General features: G+C 41.8%; 14 protein-coding genes. All 14 read right to left on the minus strand.

The features are described 5' to 3' along the window. Window position 1: 1 nt before the first annotated feature. The gene (gene lgt, locus ACYX4O_RS17350; RefSeq protein ID WP_476352611.1) at window positions 2-838 is read right to left on the minus strand and encodes a prolipoprotein diacylglyceryl transferase; all 837 of its coding nucleotides are present in this window, start codon (window positions 836-838) and stop codon (window positions 2-4) included. Continuing rightward, the gene (gene hprK / locus ACYX4O_RS17355; RefSeq protein ID WP_476352613.1) at window positions 825-1787 is read right to left on the minus strand and encodes an HPr(Ser) kinase/phosphatase; all 963 of its coding nucleotides are present in this window, start codon (window positions 1785-1787) and stop codon (window positions 825-827) included. The genes lgt and hprK overlap by 14 nt, the downstream gene beginning before the upstream one ends. Before the next feature lie 255 nt (window positions 1788-2042). Then, on the minus strand, window positions 2043-2393 hold the full coding sequence (locus ACYX4O_RS17360) for a phage holin family protein (protein WP_188656139.1): 351 nt from the start codon (window positions 2391-2393) through the stop codon (window positions 2043-2045). A gap of 15 nt (window positions 2394-2408) precedes the next feature. Beyond that, window positions 2409-3521: a DUF4097 family beta strand repeat-containing protein gene (locus tag ACYX4O_RS17365; protein WP_476352615.1), complete on the minus strand. Its 1113-nt coding sequence runs from the start codon at window positions 3519-3521 to the stop codon at window positions 2409-2411. Window positions 3522-4082: 561 nt separating this feature from the next. After that, window positions 4083-4745, minus strand: a complete 663-nt coding sequence (gene bshB2, locus ACYX4O_RS17370; RefSeq protein WP_188656141.1) for a bacillithiol biosynthesis deacetylase BshB2 — start codon at window positions 4743-4745, stop codon at window positions 4083-4085. 25 nt (window positions 4746-4770) lie between these two features. Then, a complete protein-coding gene (locus tag ACYX4O_RS17375) occupies window positions 4771-5118 on the minus strand; it encodes a YojF family protein (protein ID WP_036782888.1) in 348 nt (115 codons plus the stop codon). A 117-nt stretch (window positions 5119-5235) separates the two neighbouring features. Beyond that, entirely contained in the window at window positions 5236-5571 is a 336-nt protein-coding gene (locus tag ACYX4O_RS17380) for a hypothetical protein (RefSeq protein ID WP_476352618.1), read from the minus strand. Window positions 5572-5734: 163 nt separating this feature from the next. Further along, window positions 5735-8608 (minus strand): excinuclease ABC subunit UvrA, encoded by a 2874-nt coding sequence (gene uvrA, locus ACYX4O_RS17385; RefSeq protein ID WP_476352620.1) that lies wholly within the window; start codon window positions 8606-8608, stop codon window positions 5735-5737. Window positions 8609-8616: 8 nt separating this feature from the next. After that, entirely contained in the window at window positions 8617-10596 is a 1980-nt protein-coding gene (gene uvrB, locus ACYX4O_RS17390) for an excinuclease ABC subunit UvrB (RefSeq protein ID WP_476352622.1), read from the minus strand. Window positions 10597-10867: 271 nt separating this feature from the next. Continuing rightward, window positions 10868-12442 carry a peptide chain release factor 3 gene (locus ACYX4O_RS17395; protein ID WP_476352624.1) on the minus strand — a complete coding sequence of 525 codons (1575 nt, stop codon included), beginning with the start codon at window positions 12440-12442 and terminating at the stop codon, window positions 10868-10870. A gap of 138 nt (window positions 12443-12580) precedes the next feature. Further along, on the minus strand, window positions 12581-15817 hold the full coding sequence (locus tag ACYX4O_RS17400; RefSeq protein WP_476352626.1) for an ATP-binding protein: 3237 nt from the start codon (window positions 15815-15817) through the stop codon (window positions 12581-12583). Next, window positions 15810-16175, minus strand: coding sequence for a response regulator (locus tag ACYX4O_RS17405; protein ID WP_476352628.1), 366 nt, complete (start codon window positions 16173-16175; stop codon window positions 15810-15812). Before ACYX4O_RS17405 ends, ACYX4O_RS17400 begins: the two co-directional genes overlap by 8 nt. Before the next feature lie 12 nt (window positions 16176-16187). Next, window positions 16188-17807 (minus strand): GGDEF domain-containing response regulator, encoded by a 1620-nt coding sequence (locus ACYX4O_RS17410; protein ID WP_476352630.1) that lies wholly within the window; start codon window positions 17805-17807, stop codon window positions 16188-16190. A gap of 148 nt (window positions 17808-17955) precedes the next feature. Beyond that, window positions 17956-20346, minus strand: a complete 2391-nt coding sequence (locus ACYX4O_RS17415) for an immune inhibitor A domain-containing protein (protein ID WP_476352632.1) — start codon at window positions 20344-20346, stop codon at window positions 17956-17958. Window positions 20347-20387: the final 41 nt, after the last annotated feature.

The following is a 20387-nucleotide window of genomic DNA, read 5'->3' on the forward strand; positions in this document are numbered from 1 at the left end:
CTTACTTGTTTAGTTTGTTGCCTTCATAATCTCGATTTGCTTTATTTGTTTTACGGCGGTAAATAATGAGTGCCGATGCCATTAAGATCAGAATAATGGAGATCACTTGTGCTGTCCGAAGTGAGCCAATGATATAAAGGCTATCTGTACGCATTTGCTCAATAAAGTAACGTCCGAATGAATACCAAATGACATAACTTAAGAATACCTCACCGCGACGTGGATTGAACCTGCGCAACACCAATAAGAATACAAAGCCGAGTATGTTCCACACGGATTCGTATAAAAAGGTAGGGTGGTACACAACCCCCTCAATACACATTTGACGATTGATGAAATTTGGTAAGAATTGCATGAAATTCTGATAGAAGGATTCTGAAACAGGGCCACCATGAGCTTCCTGGTTCATAAAGTTCCCCCAGCGTCCAATGGCTTGACCTAAAATGATACTAGGTGCTGCGATATCAGCAAGCTGCCAAAATGGAAGTTTCCGAACTCGAGCGAATACAACGGCTGTCGCAACAGAACCGATCAGTGCACCATGGATGGCAATACCGCCTTCCCAGATTGCAAATATATCGATTAAGGAACCATTCACATACCGTTCCCATTCAAAAATAACATAGTAGATACGAGCTGAAATAATTGCGATTGGAATTGCAAACACAACTAAATCAACAAATGTGTCTTTCTTAAAACCAAGCCGTTCTGACTCCCGCATAGCAAGCCACAACCCTAGATAAGCGCCTGTTGCGATAATGACACCATACCAATAAATTGTGAAAGGCCCCAGGTCTAGAAAAACTCGACTTATAGGATCTGGACTACACGTCTGCACCTGGGAATCCTCCTTTCGGTGAACCAGCTTTATTCTCATCAATCATACCGGTTAAACGGTGGGAGAATTCCTCAGCAGCATTTACACCCATGCGCTTCAAACGGAAATTCATCGCGGCTACTTCAATAATAACAGCAAGGTTTCGGCCTGGTCGCACCGGCACAGTAGCTTTAGGAATCTCTACATCCATGATTTTCATCGTTTCCTCTTCTAAACCTAGGCGATCATACTGTTTGTTCTTTTCCCATAGTTCGAGGTTTATGCAATATGTAATTCGCTTAAAGCTGCGAACGGCCCCGGCCCCAAACAATGTCATCACGTTAATAATACCTAAGCCCCTAATCTCTAAAAGGTGTTCAATAAGAGAAGGTGAGTTTCCGATTAACGTATCATAGTCTTCCTGACGAATCTCTACACTATCATCAGCTACAAGACGGTGACCTCTCTTGACCAGTTCAAGAGCTGTTTCACTTTTACCCACACCGCTTTGTCCTGTTATTAAAACACCTACGCCATAAACGTCCACTAGAACGCCGTGTATAGCTGTAAACGGTGCAAACTTCGTTTCTAAGAAGTTGGTTAGCCGACTAATAACACGAGTCGTCTTATGCGGAGATCGCATAATGGGCACACCCGCCTCAGTTGCTGCCTCTATAAGCGCATCAGGCACTTCCATTCCACGTGTAATCACAATACCTGGTGTAATATCTGTACATAATTTAACTGCACGATCTTTTTTATTTTCTTCACTGAGTTCGTTAAAGAACGACAACTCCGTTTTGCCAAGCAATTGCAAACGCTCAGACGGATAATACTTAAAATAGCCCGCCATTTCCATTCCAGGTCTAGAAATATCACTTGTTGAAATCTCACGGTGAACGCCATCCTCACCAGCAACAATCTCTAGATTAAATTGATCCAACAAATCCTGGGTTCGAACTTTCGACATATGTAATCCTCCCTGTAGGTTATCCTCAATAATCACTTCCCCTATTGTAGCATTTTTTACAAAACTCTGTGGAAACAAAACAACCCAAACAAAAAAACCACATTCCTTCTACACTCTAAAGCACCACACCGTGCCAGACACCCTGCAGTTCGCTAAAGCAACAACGCGTGTCTGGCACCCTTCACTTTGCTAAAGCACCATTTAACTCTCCTTCATAATAGGGCAATAAAAAAACTGATCCCAGTGGGATCAGTTTTATTTCTTAGCGTCTTTGAAAAGTTGGTTCAGGATTAGATTTAAGATAGATAAGATAATGGCAGCAAGGATCGCCATGCCAAATCCTTCAATCTCAAAGCTACTTCCGAGTAAGCCTTGCGTAATCATTAGCGTAATTGCGTTGATGACAAATAAGAATAATCCTAGCGATAAAACAGTAATCGGTAAGGTTAAAACGACTAATATCGGACGTACAATCACATTTAAGATCGAAAGAATGAAACTTGCTAAGATAGCCGTTCCAATCCCTTCTAAGTATATTGAATCAAATAATTGATCAACGGCAATGATCGCCACAGCATTTAAAATAATACTAAAGAGCCAATTCATAATCCTCTCACTCCTTTATAAACTTCCCCCTTCATCACCTTGTATTTTCACAGAACCTGTTTTGGTTTCCGCTTCAACATGCAAAATGTGATCCAGGTTAGGGTTTGTTTCAAATTTCAACTCTTTCTTCAACGTTTCCTTCTGTTCTGAGATCGTTTTAAAATCTGGCAAATGGCAGTGTAGACTTCCGAGATTGGTGAACATTTTGCCATGTAAGCGTAGAGATGTAGGTACAATCAGATGCACATTCCCAGTTGTCGTTTTAAAGAAACCAGTATGTCCACGATCCCCTTGCCAATTACATTTAATGTTTCCGTTAATAACTTGCGAATCCACTTTACCAAAGTCCCCTGCTAAATTCACAGACCCATTCATCATTTCGGTCTCCAAATCATCACATTTCACTTGCTCAGCAGTTATAGACCCGTTTGAAGTACTTAGCTCCCACTCATGACCTTCCATCTTATGAAGACTTATGTCTCCATTGGATGTTTTAACGTCTAAATCATGAACAGGAAGACCTTCTGCTTCTATCTTCCCATTAAAGACACGAAGCGAAACGTCTTCATACGATTTCTCTGGTACCCACAGCGTTACATCCGTCTTAACTTTCTTCGATTTCACTTCAAACTTAAGAACATCGTCACTAACAATAAAGTTCTTCATATCCATAAATCGCTCACGAGCTTCATCCTGATTATTGACTTGGTACACTTTAGCCTGACACTCAAGGCGCATATCTTGTTCTTTCCAAGGCTTCATGATTACATTTCCATTCGCCACATCAATATATACCTTAGTAAACGTTACCCCTTGATGCTGAAAAATATGATGAACACTTTCATACGAACCAAAGTTGAAATCTAAATCTACATTTTTTATTTTCTTAAAGGCTTCTCCTACTAAACTTTTAAAACGTTGCTTCGTTGATCCAGAATGGTAAGCCTTGTGATCTTGCCGCGCATCCCAATCCACTTTCTTAGAAAGCTCTGCTGATTCACCTTCTTGCCCCTCCGTTTCCTTAACATCACTTGCATAAGCCAAAGCATCCAGTAACTCCTCCGCTTCCTCTGTAGAAATCTTCCCCTCTTGAAGCATCGTCAAAATCTGCTTTCTCTCTTCCTGCACGGTTCATCTCTCCTTTATCATCCTAATCTTTATACGCATCATAGGATCTATATGTTTCAATTTCGACTTATTTAATTCTCATTCTCGATTCTCTACATAGTTCCTTCTATAAAACTATGGTTCTGTTCAAGTTTAATGTTGTTAAGCTAATTGAGGATAAGAACTTAATCTTAAAGACTGGGGAGGAGTTAGGGTGAATGTATCGGTAAGTTTATTGAGTAGTAATGGTGTTTGCATATTTTGGCTACGGCCTACGGCTGGAATGTTGTGGTCCCAAATAGAATCTTCGTGTAGCCTGTTCCCCCTAATATGGAAAAGGTGGGCCTGGAAACTGCGAGACTCCCGTGGGCAGAAGAGCCTAGGTGAGACCCCGGAGACCGGCTTTGCCGGTTGAGGAGGCTCACCAGCTCCCCACAGGAAAGCGAGTGGTTTCCAGGCCCACCTTACACTCAATTAAAGCAAGCAGGAACATTTCCTCAGCTTCAAGTTTTCACATTAGGAGGCATAGTTCAAGTAAAAATAAATCCCCTTGCTTCTCATCAGAAAAGCAAGGGGACCCCTTTAAAACGTCCACTTATAAAATTCTTCGTATTTTAACAGCTTACGCCCTTCAGAATTAATCTCCTTCAGGTTTGGACTATCACGGAACTGCTTCATCATACCCTCTGCCTGAGAACGGTGTGCTTCAATCGCTCTCATCTTACCTTCGAAGTAATCCTCTACATCACGTACAATGTCAGGTTCACCCAGCAATTCACGACGATTATGCGTAATGGCTTTGGCCCATACTTCAGGACGCTTAGACTCATCCATCATTTCAACAGCTTTAATCGCTGCTGCTCCCATTGCATCGTGGTCCGGGTGGACAGCATGCCCAGGATAAAACGTAATCACAAGGCTTGGGTTTATTTCCTCAAGACGCTGTTTTAGATCCTTTGCAACCTCAGTACGATCTTCAAATTCTAACGTTTTATCACGGTAGCCTAGCATTTCTAAGTTAATATCTAACTCTTTACAAGCATCTTGTAACTCTTCTTTACGAATTTCAGGCAACGTTTCACGATTAGCAAAAAACGGGCTTCCCATATTACGGCCCATTTCTCCTAGTGTTCCACAGAAATAGGTTACAGGAATGTCTTTTTCTCTGAATTCAAGAATCGTGCCTGAACACCCAAATGCTTCATCATCAGGGTGCGGTAAAATTATGGCGACATGTTGACCCATGTTACGTTCCCTCACTTTTCATTTATTATTTAAACGGCGTCTCGCTAATTTCTAAAGCAACCATTAACCGGCCTTCATTATCATGGCCAGCCATTAACAAACGACCTTGATCATCAAGCTCCCAGTCTGTTAAGCCTTCTGCATAAATCCAACCTAATTGCGTCTTTAATCCGACACGGTAGGATTCATGACCAATAATCTTGGCTTGCGTATATTTTACCTGAGCATTACGAATGAATGCTCCTACATTATATGCGTTAGAATCAAAGTGGCGCGCATAAGCACCGTTAGTAGTTTCTAAATGAATATATACATCTTTATGCGCTAAATCTTCAAGCGCTTTTTGGACGTGATCGATTTGGATCGTTTCCATACGACGGACCCCTCTCTAGAACTTATGTCTTTCTATACCATACCCAAAATAGCGCACAATCGTCAAAGAATCTACATTCTATGTAAAAAGAGATCTAAATAGATCTCCTTTAAAACGCTATGAAAGTTTTAACTCTTTCATCATTTCCATAACCGCTCTTAATTCTTCTAAGTTAAGATTACTGCCATTCTCCGCTTCCTCTCCAGCTCCCGTACCATTTCCCCCACGGAACATGAATAAAAGGAAAGCCATAACAAGAAACATATTACTATCATTGTAAACTCGAACATTCGAATTCCCAACATTTTCAACATCAACTTCATTTTTCTGCTTCTGATTTTGCTTTTGATCTTGATCTTGTTCGTTTTCCTGCTTGTCTTGTTTAGATTGGTTTCTTAGTCTATCAAGTTCCTTTTCTAATTTGCAGATACGCACTTCTTGCTCAAAGCACATGATCTCACACTCCTTTCTTTTTGTTTGTATTAGTCTATGAGAGGAAATTTAATGTGGCAGGGGGAATGCCTCAAATTCTGAGACATTTGGTATGTATTTTCGTGAAATTGATTAAATTGACCAAAAAAAAGCCAGAGTCCCCAAAATGGGACACTGGCTCCTTTTATTTTGATATCTTCTCACGCTTCTGTAGCTTCTCTTCCATACGTTTACGATCTCTTTCTAATATAGGTCCTAGATAATGGCCTGTATAAGATTGAGTTTGTTCGGCAACTTCTTCTGGAGTTCCTGTAGCAATAATCTGACCACCATTAGCTCCACCCTCTGGACCTAGGTCGAGTAAATAGTCAGCAGCTTTAATCACATCTAAATTGTGCTCAATAATTAAAACAGTCTCTCCGTTATCAACAAGGCGCTGAAGAACCATTAATAACCTTGATATGTCATCTACGTGTAAACCTGTTGTTGGTTCATCAAGGATATATAAGGAGCGTCCTGTCGAGCGACGATGAAGCTCACTTGCTAGCTTCACACGCTGAGCCTCACCACCAGATAAGGTTGTAGCTGGTTGACCTAGCTTAATATATCCAAGTCCAACATCAAAAATGGTAGACAGCTTACGCTTTATTTTAGGGATTGCTTCGAAGAAATCATAAGCTTCTTCAATCGTCATGGCAAGAACGTCTGCAATACTCTTCCCCTTATACTTCACTTCAAGCGTTTCTCGGTTATATCGCTTTCCGTCACAGACCTCACACGGAACATAGACATCCGGTAAGAAGTGCATTTCAATCTTGATGATCCCGTCGCCTCGGCAAGCTTCGCAACGTCCGCCTTTAACGTTAAAGCTGAAACGTCCTTTTTTGTACCCGCGAATTTTCGCTTCATTGGTTTGGGCAAATACATCACGAATATCATCAAAGACACCTGTATACGTAGCAGGGTTTGAACGTGGCGTTCGTCCAATCGGAGACTGATCAATATCAATTACTTTTTCTAAATGATCCAGACCCTTTACTTCTTTATGCTTACCAGGCTTCACTTTACTCTTATGAAGACGTTGAGCCAGGCTCTTGTGTAAAATCTCGTTAACCAGTGTACTCTTACCAGATCCTGATACACCAGTTACTGCTGAAAGGACGCCTAATGGGAACTTTGCATTCACATTCTTCAAGTTGTTCTCTTCAGCACCAATGACTTCCACATACCTTCCATCCGGCTTACGACGCTCTTGAGGAAGTGGAATAAACTTTTCACCTGATAGATATTGTCCAGTTAGGGATCCTTTATCTTCCATTACTTCTTGAGGAGTACCACTTGATACAATTTGTCCTCCATGCGCCCCTGCTCCAGGCCCAATATCAATTAGGTGATCTGCAGCTAGCATTGTATCTTCATCATGCTCAACCACAATCAGCGTATTATCTAAATCCCTCATATTCTGAAGCGTTGAAATGAGGCGATCATTGTCTCTTTGGTGAAGACCAATAGAAGGCTCGTCAAGCACATATAAAACACCTGTTAATGCTGCACCAATTTGTGTAGCCAATCGAATACGCTGCGCCTCACCGCCTGAGAGCGTACCGCCAGAGCGAGAAAGTGTTAGATAGTCTATGCCCACATTAATTAGGAAACTTAATCGATCGCAGATTTCTTTCAAGATCATGCGAGCAATCGTTTCTTCTTTCTCCGATAACTCTACGTTACTAAAGAAATTGTAGGCCTCATGTACTGAAAGATCCGTAACTTCTCCTATATGGTTGCCATTAACAAGAACCGCTAACGGTTTCTCATCTAAACGATACCCTTTACACTTAGGGCACTTCTTCTGAGCCATATATTTTTCCATTTGTTCACGGATATAGTCAGAAGACGTTTCACGGTATCTTCTCTCTACGTTTGATACAACGCCTTCGAAATAGATATGATTTTCTCGTACTTTTCCAAAATCATTCTCATAACGGAAGTAAATCTTTTCATCACCACTTCCATAAAGGATGCGGTCCATTTGATACGTCGGAATATCTTTCACCGGAATATCCATATCAATCCCATAGTGGTCACACACACTCTTTAAAAGATGTGGATAATACTGTGAACTATTTGGCTCCCATGGGGCAATGGCATGTTGATTTAGCGTTAAACTCCAATCCGGAATTACAAGCTCTAAGTCCACCTCTAACTGCGTCCCAAGACCGTCACAGCGCGTACATGCTCCATATGGACTGTTAAACGAGAACATCCGCGGCTCAAGTTCACCAATAGAAAACCCACAGATTGGACACGCGTGATGCTCACTGAATTGAAGCTCTTCACCATCCACCACGTCAACGACTAGATGACCTTCACCTAAACGTAACGCCGTCTCTACAGAATCAGACAGACGACCTGATACGCCATCTTTAATCGCAATACGGTCAATGACCACTTCAATAGAGTGTTTTTTATTTTTCTCAAGAGAAATGTCTTCTGTTATTTCACGCATTTCTCCGTCAACGCGGATCCTTACATATCCTTCTTTTTTCAAGTTTTCGAGGACTTTTACGTGTTGCCCCTTCCGCCCCGACACTACAGGAGCAAGAATTTGCATTTTTGTACGCTCAGGGTATTCAAGAAGCTGGTCGACCATTTGCTGAACAGTTTGGGATGTAATTTCAATACCATGGTTCGGGCAGGTGGGGTGTCCCACACGTGCGTATAAAAGGCGCAGATAATCATAAATCTCTGTTACCGTACCTACAGTAGATCGCGGGTTTTTACTTGTTGTCTTCTGGTCAATGGATATAGCCGGAGAAAGACCCTCGATAGAGTCTACATCCGGTTTATCCATTTGACCTAAGAATTGACGCGCGTAAGCAGAGAGAGATTCTACGTATCGACGTTGTCCTTCCGCGTAAACAGTGTCGAAGGCCAGAGAAGACTTCCCTGAACCTGAAAGTCCTGTTAGCACGACTAATTTATTCTTCGGTATATCAATATCGACGTTTTTTAAATTATGGGCACGAGCCCCTTTAACACTTATCGATTTCTGGCTCATGTATTAGATCATCCTTCCGCTTTAAGTTCCAAGAGAAGATCTCGTAGTTCAGCAGCTCGTTCGAAGTTCAAGTCTCTTGCTGCCTGCTTCATCTCTTTCTCCATATTTTCGATCATCTTGTCTTTTTCCTTCTTGCTCATTTTTGAAACATTTGGACGGTCGTCTGTCTCTTGTGTTTCTTCTGATTCAGTTGTAGCACGGATTACATCGCGAATTTCTTTCTTGATGGTTGTTGGGGTAATACCATGCTCTTCATTATAGGCGATCTGTTTCTCTCGACGACGATTCGTTTCTTCAATCGCAATATTCATAGAATCTGTCATCTTATCTGCATACATAATAACCTGCCCATTTTCATTACGAGCTGCTCGCCCGATTGTCTGAATGAGAGAACGCTGAGAGCGAAGGAATCCTTCTTTATCCGCATCTAAAATAGTAACAAGAGATACTTCAGGGATGTCTAACCCCTCACGAAGAAGGTTAATACCTACAAGAACGTCGTATTTTCCTTTACGAAGCTCGCGGATAATCTCAATTCGTTCTAGCGTTTTAATCTCAGAGTGAAGATAAGCGACTTTAATGCCAATCTCTTTTAGGTAATCGGTTAGATCTTCTGACATTTTCTTCGTTAACGTGGTAACAAGAACACGTTCGTTGCGCTCTTTTCTCATGTTAATCTCGCCAATTAAATCATCAATTTGACCTTGAATTGGACGAACTTCAATTTTCGGATCTAATAAGCCAGTCGGACGAATAATTTGCTCAACCATTTCTGGTGAGTGTTCTTGTTCATATGGACCTGGAGTAGCCGACACGTAGACAATTTGATTCAATTTCTTCTCAAATTCCTCAAAACGTAGAGGACGGTTATCTAAAGCTGAAGGCAGACGGAAGCCATGATCAACCAGAACTTGTTTACGCGCCTGGTCTCCGTTATACATGCCTCGAATTTGCGGTATGGATACGTGGGACTCATCAGCAATAATAAGGAAATCATCCGGGAAGTAATCGATTAATGTATAAGGTGTCGCTCCTTTATCTCGAAGCGTTAAGTGCCTTGAATAGTTCTCAATGCCTGAACAAAAGCCCATTTCTTTCATCATTTCTAAGTCGTAGTTCGTACGCTGTTCTAAGCGCTGGGCTTCTAGCAATTTATTTTGGTCTTTTAGTTCTTTAAGTCGTTCTTGTAGTTCACGTTCTATGTTTTTAATCGCTACTTTCATTTTCTCTTCGCGGGTAACGAAGTGGGATGCTGGGAAAATAGCAACATGCTCTCGATCCCCAATAATTTCACCCGTTAATGCATCGACTTCACGGATTCGATCAATTTCATCACCGAAAAACTCGACCCGTATACAGTGCTCTTCTCTAGAAGCTGGAATAATCTCAACTGAATCACCCCGAACGCGGAAGGTACCACGCTGGAAGTCAATATCATTACGTGCATATTGGATATCGACAAGATCACGTAGCAACTCATCACGATCTTTCTCCATGCCTGAACGAATAGAGAGCACCAGATTACGATATTCTTCCGGTGAACCTAAACCATATATACAAGATACACTAGCAACAATTAAAACATCACGGCGTTCAAACAAAGCAGATGTCGCAGAGTGGCGCAGTTTATCAATCTCATCATTGATATTAGCGTCCTTCTCAATAAACGTATCTGTAGAAGGAACATAAGCTTCTGGCTGATAGTAATCATAGTAACTAACGAAATATTCAACTGCGTTATTAGGGAAAAATTCCTTAAATTCACTATACAGCTGACCGGCTAACGTTTTGTTATGAGCAATGACAAGCGTCGGCTTGTTAATTTCCTTCACCACGTTTGACATCGTAAATGTTTTCCCTGTTCCTGTCGCACCTAGTAAGGTTTGATGCACCTTCCCCTCGTCTATGCCTTGCTTAATCTTTTCAATCGCTGCAGGTTGATCCCCCTGCGGTTCGTATTGGGATACCAATTCAAATTTGTTCTCCAAGATGCAACCTCCATTCATCCATTCACTCTTATAACCGTAGTTTACCACAATCTTTCATCATTCTAACATAGATGCGAACAAACATTCGACAACCGTGCTCAACCCCCGCGCTTTAGGCGGGTAGAGCAGTGCAGGGTGCCAGACACCCGTTATCACTCTAAAGGACTAATGCGTGCCAGGCACCCTGCACTGCTTTAAAGTACAACTGGGTGTCTGGTGCCTTTTTTATGTATAAGAAAAAGCTGGTGGGGGCCACCAGCTTTTGTTTTTATTATTGGCTATATTGATTGACTTCAAACAGGTCGATGAGGTCAATGTCTGGATTTTTATCTTGGAACCAACGCAGGGAGAAGTCGTTCTTAAAGAGAGCAAGATAGTTCTCTTCGCGGTCTTTTACTAGAAGACTCCGGTCATCGAATTTGGAACGATCAACTTGATCCGATTTTAACCAGCGAGGAATTCGCTCCCCGATATCTTCAAATCGAACGCCAACATTGTATTCATTCTTCATACGATACTCAAACACTTCATACTGAAGTTGTCCAACTGCCCCGATAATATACTCATCGCTTCGAAGGCTGCGGAACAATTGAATAGCTCCTTCTTGCACAAGCTGTTCAAGTCCTTTCTTGAACTGCTTCGATTTCATTACGTTCTCCACAACAACCTTCTTAAATACTTCAGGCGGGAACTGTGGTAGCTCTTCAAAGTGGAAGGTTTCTTTCCCTTCGACAAGCGTATCGCCAATACGGTATACGTTTGGATCATAAATTCCAATAATATCACCCGCATAGGCTTCTTGGATCGTCTCCCTTGAGGAAGCAACGAACTGCTGGGTCTGTGCTAATTTAATAGACTTCCCTGTCCGATCTAACGTTACGTTCATTCCTCGTTCGAATTTACCTGAACACACACGCACAAACGCTACACGGTCACGGTGTGCTGGGTTCATGTTCGCCTGAATCTTAAAGATAAACCCTGAGAATTCTTCCTTATCAGGTGAAATCATGTCCCCCGATGCTTTACGTGGGGCAGGCTGCGGAGCCATAGAAATAAATTCTTCAAAGAAGGTGCGAACGCCAAATGGAGCAAGGGCACTACCGAAGAAGACAGGCGTTTGTTCTCCTCTTTGAACTGCATCCATAGAGAACTCAACACCAGCTCCATCAAGCAACTCAAGCTCTTCGAATGCACTTGCAAACGTCTCATCTTCAGCTAGTTCAGGATGATCGTTAATTTCATCATACGGAATAGACGTTTCGGTCTCATTTCCTGTAAATTGAACGAATTGTTCATTTTGGCGATCCAGAATTCCTTTAAAACGCTTGCCCATCCCAACAGGCCAGTTCATGGCATATGTTTCAATGCCAAGTTCCCCTTCAATTTCATCTAATAAATCAAACGGATCTCGACCTTCACGATCTAGTTTATTAATGAACGTGAAGATTGGAATGCCACGCATTTTACACACTTTGAAAAGCTTAAGCGTCTGGGCCTCAATCCCTTTCGTTCCATCTATAATCATAACTACGCTATCAACAGCTGTTAGCGTACGATACGTATCTTCACTAAAATCTTCGTGCCCAGGTGTATCCAAAATATTAACCTGATAGTCTTTATAAGGGAAATTCATAACAGAAGACGTGACAGAAATTCCACGTTGCTTCTCGATGTCCATCCAATCAGAAGTCGCAAACTTTCCGGTCTTCTTCCCTTTAACGGTTCCTGACTCACGAATCAAGTTACCGAATAATAGAAATTTCTCTGTTAACGTTGTCTTACCAGCATCCGGGTGCGAAATAATCGCAAACGTCCGGCGCTTCTTCATTTCATTTTGTACACTCATTGTTCATTCTCCTATCACTTGAGGAACTGCTCTTATTCACATAACAGAGGCCACACCTTGATCCAGAGATCAAATGGAGCGGCCTATACTTTTTCGTCATTCTAATTTAATCAAACATAGCACGATAAGGTAGACAAGTCAATTTCCCTCCTCATCTCCTGCAACTAATATTTGACCATTCTTTTCATTTTGTAGCAACGTACGCAAAATCGTCGTCGATAACTTGTTTGGTGGATACGGCTTCGTTAAATAATGTTCAATTCCAAGTTCTTCACCTTTTGAACGCTCATCTAGAGCGGTCGAAATAAAAATAGGGATTTGTTCCAATTGAGGTCGTTTCTTAATCTCATGAATAACATCCCAGCCGTCTAACTCGCCAGCAAGCATCAAATCAATGACAAAACCATCTGGTTCATAATGATCGAGCACCCGTACAACAGATTCACCACTAGCATAGTGAAGGACATTGAATCCTGTCCCTTTTAATTCTTCACGAATTAGCATGGCCAGACTGTGATCATCTTCTATGACCATAATAAGTGGTAAATCAGGTGTTAAACTTGTTCCATCACCAACTGACTTCGGTTGAGCAAGCGGGAATATAATGGTAAAGACACTCCCTTTACCAACCTCTGAGCGAACTGTAACCTTACCACCATGAGCTTCCACAATCTCTTTAACAATGGATAACCCTAGCCCGGTACCACCAATTTTCCTTCGCTCTGAGTTATCAATACGGTGAAACTTCTTAAATAGCTTTGGCAGTTCATGGTCTGGTATGCCTAATCCTTCATCAGCGATGTGGATAAATAACTCCTGGTCGTTTCCATTCATCGTGACAATAACTTTCCCACCGTCAGGAGAGAATTTAATCGCATTACTAATGAGGTTCGTAAACACTTGGATCAACTTCTCCCGGTCCGCTAAAACAGGCAGATGAGAAGTATGATTGTTTAAATACACTTCGTGCTGTGAGGAATAAGGGAAGGAGTCGATCACTTCCTGAGCGACTTCTTCGACCTGAATAAACTCTTTCTCGTACACTTGACGCCCTGATTCCATGCGCTGTAAGTCTAAGAAATCATTAATTAAGTTCGTTAAGCGCTTTGCTTCTTTCTCAATCGTACTTAAATACCTTTTCTGTTTCTCAGGTTTCAGTTCCCTATTCAACATCAGCTCCGTGTATCCTAACACACTAGCTAGCGGTGTTCGGAGTTCATGACTAACGGTACTCACAAGCTCAGACTTCATCTGATCGACTTCATATTGAGAAGTAATATCCCTGTGAACAAATAACGTTCCAAGACGTTCTTCTCTACGGTAGATTGATTCTGCATATACCTCGATAATTCTGCGATCAGGACCAGCCACTTCATAACGATATTGTGAACTCTTCTGTGACTGAAAAATCGCCGACTCGAAGAAGGCTGTAACGGCCTCAGGATCTTCTACGCGCTCTTTGAAAAAGGTAACCCAGTAAGAGAAAGGCTGATATAAACAATCCTCACAATTCTCCGCTTCCATAAAGCTACACAACCGACTATTATATTGAATCAGCGCACCCTTCTCATCAATAAATTGTATGCCCTCATTCACATTATCTATAATATCTTGATTTAATTGGCGACTTTGTTCTGTTTCTTCATATAAGAACAATTTCTCAAGTGACAGAGATATTCTGCTCAGGATCCCCTCAAGCTCATTTATCTCTTCATTATCAAAGGACAGTCCAATTCTCGTACCGGTAAACACGGCTTGAAGTTCTCCCTTCGCATCAAATACGGGAGCAAAAACATCGTAACTATACAGAGTTTCCTCATGGTATCCTTGCTCTTCCTCGAGCGCTTCCCTTTTCAGGATATAAGGTTCTTTCGTCTCCTGAAGACGGACAACAACCTGCTCTTCAATATGTGATCTCATTCTTGCAGCCGCTTCATTTGAAACACTAATACTCGCATATTCAGAACTATCAAGAACGAGTAAGATCCCTTTATTGAACGAGAAAATTTGCTGAAGCTGGAACAAGACCGTCTCCAATAACTCTTCCATATCGAGTGTAATCGATAAAGCATGATTCAGTTTGTTGTAATGCTCAAGCGTATTCTTCGTTCGATTCGTTTCTTCTAAAAGGTGCTTCAGTTCATGCTCAGCTTCCACCATATTCGTAATTTCAAACTGAATAATATAATATTGTTCAATCCCTTGATAATCGTTTTTATAAGGAACAATGGTTGAGTCCACCCAGTAGTATGCCCCATCCTTTGCTTTATTCTTAAGATCGCCTTTCCAAATCCGTCCTTCCCTTAACGTACGAATGATCTTCTCATAAAATTCTGGTTGATTATCTGCGAATAAGATTGAATACGGTTGACCCATAATTTCTTTAGAAGAAAAACCAGACACTTCACAGAACTTATCATTTACATCCGTAATGAAACCTTTTGTGTCTATTACAGACAGAATGGTTGCTTCGTTAATGGCCATGTTCAAGTTCTTAATCTCTACAACCGAATTCTCTAGTCGCTCTTGTTGTTCTGTTAATTCATCTTGCTGGGCTTGAAGTTCTTCATTATGAGCTTGCAGATCAGCTTCACGGTCTTGTATAACATGAGCCATCGAAGACAAAGCATTGGTTAATGTGCCTAGTTCATCATGACGACGAACCGCAGGAAACGATACATCTTTCCCAAGCGCTAATTGCTCAGAAGCATCAGACAACTCCCTGAGCGGTTGGCCTATGCTTTTAGACATACGCTTCGTAGCAAGACTGATGATGACAAACAACATAACAATCAGTCCGCCTAATGCGTATGTAATCCGGTTGGTACTTTGTATAAACGCCTCATGAGCCGCTTCTAACGCTCTCTCATTTGCTGCAACAACCTGCTTATTCCTTAAAAGAAAACTGTTAATACGGGAAGTACCACTTGTATCTTGTGAAATGTTTACAAGTTCTTCATAATTACCATCTTCAGCATAGGCAACAGCGGCCGGCAAAAGCTGATCCCAATATTCCTCAACGTATGCAGAAAGGTCCTCATAGACAAGCTTTTCTTCACTCGTTAACTCGTATTCTTTCAACTCATCTAACAAAACAACTAAGTTCGCATGAGCTTCCTGGCTCAACTCCCATTCACCCTCATTCAGAAAAGCAAGATACCCTCTCGCCCGCATAATCATCTCATTATATTCCTGCTCAATATTTTCCGCAATTTCTGTCTGCCTTGAAAGCGCCTCTCTCTCCTCTAAATAACTTTCTTTCACCTGAGATTGAATGGCTAGAATAATAGAAATGCCGATTAACGCGAGCACGAAGACAACCATCATAATAAATTGAAATTGCCTGCGAATGCTTTTTCTGAAAAAGTCACGCATCGAGAATTTCCTCCACAAGTTCTATTAATTGAAGAGGACTGAATGGTTTAGCCATATAGTAATGAATACCAGCAGCCTTTGACGCATCGATATCCTTTTGTTGATTCTTAGCGGTTAACATCATGATCTTCATACGCTCTTTACCGCTTAGCGTTTTTATTTTCTCCGCAACTTCAATCCCCGTCATCCCTGGCATCATATAGTCTAATAATAGAAGGTCGTATTCATTGTTCTGAACTTTTTCGAAAGCCTCAATCCCATCCTCCGCTTCCTCAAGTTCGTACCCTTCTTCTTCTAATGTATCGACAATCAACATGCGCAACACTTCCTCATCGTCCGCAATTAGAATACGCTTCACGTCCATTCCTCCTTAAAAAAGTAGCCGCTGAGCTAGCCGCTTCACTCGTGCTTCTAACTCCGAAACACTAAATGGCTTCGTAATATAATCATCGGCTCCGAGATCTAAAGCCTTTACGATATCTTGATCTTTTTTTCTACCGGTCAGCATAATAATGACAAACTGATCCACGGAACATTCTTCACGAAGCTTCTGGAGCACCTCAAGTCCATCCATCCGCGGCATCACTCCGTCTAATAATAAGACAAACTTGCCATCTTGTTGGTACCATTTTGATTCAAAGAATTCTTCCCCTTCTCGGAAAGTTCTTAGCTCCACTCTATGTCCTTTAAATGCTAGCTTTCTTAAGTGATCCTGAAGCAATTCATGAATAATAGGATCGTCATCAATTATCCCGATGTGAATAACATCAAGATTCTGAGTAAGGGCCCCTCTCTGCTCATCAAACACCTGCACTTGATTACGACCATTCCGTTTCGCCATATAAAGAGCTTGATCTCCATGCGAAATGAGTTCATCCGTATTTTTAATCCGGTGGTTAATAGAAGCCACACCTGATGAAAAAGAACAGGTAAATGTCGTACCATCTTTTTCAAAGGGTTGCTCAGAGAAGACTTGTAAAAGGCGATCCACAATCATGCGGGCTTGTTCTGCGTCTGTCTTTGGCATAATCAACATAAATTCTTCTCCGCCATACCGGATAAAGTAATCACCTTGACGTTTATTCTTCATAATCGTTTCAGCGAACTGTTTGAGAACAAGATCACCTGTATCGTGTCCATATGTATCGTTAATTCGTTTAAATCGGTCTAAGTCTAGCATCGCAACAGAAAACGTTGTCTCATAACGCTCAAATTCTGCCCATTGGCGTTGCAACTCTTCTTGCAAAAACTTTCTGTTGTAGGCTCCTGTCAATTCATCTAACAAGATCTGAGCTTGAAGAACGCGCTTAAGCTCTAAACGATTCTGGATTAAAGCAAGCATTTCTTCGTTATCAAAAGGGGAGTGAACGATATCAAATGCTCCAGCCTCATACGCTTTCTTCCTTAACATCGCATGAGGCGTATCTTCCACAAGCAGTGTAGGCACAAAACTATGTCTTGCCTTATTAGCAATACTTGAAAGAACGTGAAACCCGTGGTCCTCTTTATGGTATAAATCAATGATGACATAATCAGGCTTTTGACTATAAAATACTTCAATTGCCTTCGCCTCATTTGCTGCGACCATCACCGCATAATGTTTTTCAAGCATATCTTTTAAATTCGAAATACGATCGATTTGATCTCCCACAAGCAACACTAACGAGCCTTTTGGGACCTCATCTTTTATCTTTTGAATATAGGGTTCAGCATGGGCCTCAACAGTTGAATGCTTCTTTACTTCTTCAATAAGTGGATTTAAAAAAGACTGCCACCTTTCTTTATTCCATTCAAAATCAACAGACGCAGGCAACTGTTGCATAAGACTCGTTGCCACCTCTGTGATAGAAGGTAAACCAATAGATGAAGCCGTTCCCTTTAATGAATGCAAAAACTGGTACATCGCTCCGTTCGTAATCGAACGATGCTCACTAAAGCTTTGGAGAGTGGAACGGGTTCGCTTCAGAAATAAGGTCTGATACTTTTGCAAATGTCTCTCTCCTTTTCGTATAAGTCTATGTTTCTATTATCTTATATATAGCCGCCGAAAGGAAGAAGTTGTATATAGAAAAAGGATATTCCATAAAAAAAGCTACACTCACTTATGCGAGTGTAGCTTCTCTTCAAAATGATTCTTCTTAGTCTTTGTAAATCATAACCTTACCGACTGTACCATCTTTACTTTCTCCCGTTACGCGGAAGTTTAAGCCGTATTCAGGTACGTTACGTCCTGCGTCAACTAAACCTGGATTGGAATAGTCTTCAGAGTCGCTGAATAGTGGGTTGCGTTTTGTTTTGTTGTCTTTTAGAGTCACTCCAAGTATGTCACTATAATCCAGATACATTTTTTCAGACTTGTCTAGACTAAACGCTGCATCGTGAACCTGATAGCGTGTGCTAGCCACAGACTTGTCACTCCATTTAAGGGTCTCCTGTGAAGCGTCCACAACACCGACAAACCCTTCACCAGGGTGGTCGCCTGTCCAGTTGTCACTATACTTCTTGTCTACGTACCACACGACTAAACCATCATCGAATGTCATCAAGCTGTCACCACGACGGATGTTGGCTAAGCCTTCGTCAACGCCGTTATGACTTCTCCATTCTAAGAGGTAGTAGTGTTCACTTCTTTTGATCCCGTCGGTTTTATCAAAGCCGTCTAAACCAAATTTAGGTTCGCCTTCTGCATCATCAAATACAACTTCCTCTCCATCAACGACTACAGAAAGGTCATCAGCGTATAGACCCGGATTACTAACAGCGGTATCTGTCACATATTCAATTGCAACTTCTACTTCCTGACCTGTGTAGGCAGAAAGGTCGAATGAAGCATCAATCCAACCGTCTGAAGAACCTGTGATACCATTGCCTAAGTTCGATCCATACGGGTCAGTATTTGTTGTAATATCTGATGCGACTGGCTCACCGTTAACGGTTACGTATGCGTAATCCCAGTCTGTTTCAATGTCGTACCAAGCTTTGAAGTTGAACTCTGCTGAAGTAGCATTTGTTAGATCTACTGTTTTTGTTAAGTAGTTGTGCAAGTCATCAGCACTTCCACTGAAGTACTCCCACTCACCACTAGCAGGTTCGTTGATTACGGTTTCTTTTTGTGGAAGATTTACTTTTACTACGTCATTATTAGTTCCCTTTGTTGCTCCCTCATCCAACAAGAATTCCATACCTTTTTTATTCACTTCATCTACATGAACCTCTGATCCAGTTAACCAGTTACCTTTTGTCCCTTCATTATCTACAACCGCAGATTCTTGAAGCATTTCCTTCATATAAGGACTAAACCCAGTAGGCATTGTACCAGGAATATCTCCTGCCCAACTTCCGCTAGACATAATAGACCAGTAGCTTACTGGTTCCCCCTCACCTGTGTACTGCGTATCATACTCATCAGGAAGACCTAAGTCATGACCGAATTCGTGCGCCATAACACCAACCGCACCGTCTTCAGGCTCGATTGTGTAATCGTAGGCTGCCATAGATCCGCCCCAGTATCCAACTGTGGCTTCCGTATTTGAAATTGGAGTTACGCCACCAAGGTTCCAGCGGTGAGACCAGATTGCATCTGAACCTAAGCTACCGCCACCTGCTTCTTCACCCACACCAGAGTGGATAACCATTAAGTGGTCGACTAAGCCGTCTGGCTCTAGATAATCTCCGTCACCATCTAAATCGTAGCGATCCCATTGGTCATAATCAGCAATATTAACATCCGGATCAGCTGCAGCTGCTTGTAAAGCTTCTTTTACTAGACCGCGAGCATTCACATCACTACCATCTTCTGTCGGGTAGTTCCCACCATAAGCAGCCGCCGGTTTACTCGCTGTATACCACCCAGCTACATCTCCTTCAACAGAGTAACTTCCACCAGATTGCTGTTCATAGTACTGTTTCATAGATACATAGTTCTCACCGTCTGGGCCTGTCCAGCCGCCATCACCAAACAGCATGTCTTGGTAATGTTCCGCGGAGTATGCGTCTTCCCCTTCATAATACATATCCGTTTCATCAGATGACATAGAGTTATGTGGCTTGTCCGGATAGTCCACTAACAATACCAGAACCTTATCCGTACGCATTTCACCCTCATATGCTTCCTCTTCAACACCTTCTGGAGCATTCTTCTTCGCTTGTCCCAATTTGTTTCCTTTACCGTTAGTCAAGCTGTTGTTTTTCATTTGCCCTTTGAGCTTATCTTTAGTAGATTCCTCTTCTTCATGAAGCTCTCCTACTTCTTTATCAGCTGATTCTTGCTTAGCCTGCAAGAATTGGTTTAATTTCTCCTGTGCTTCTGCGGGCGAAGCATTTTTCTCAATCGTTCCATTTTCTTTCAACATTTGAATTAAGCGCTCATCGTTAGCGATGGCTAAGTCAAATGGCGACCCACCTTCATGATGCACGTGTTTGTGTTTGCCAATCTCGCTCGGTGAAGGCATGGAAGCATTAACGCTCGCCACTGGACCAATCGCCAGTGTCAGCGCTAAAGCCGATGTTAATAATTTACCCTTCTTCATCCGTCATCCCCCTAAATTTCTGAATTTTTCGTTATTTGGAT

The sequence above is a fragment of the Pontibacillus sp. ABV4_188 genome, from assembly GCF_056311905.1.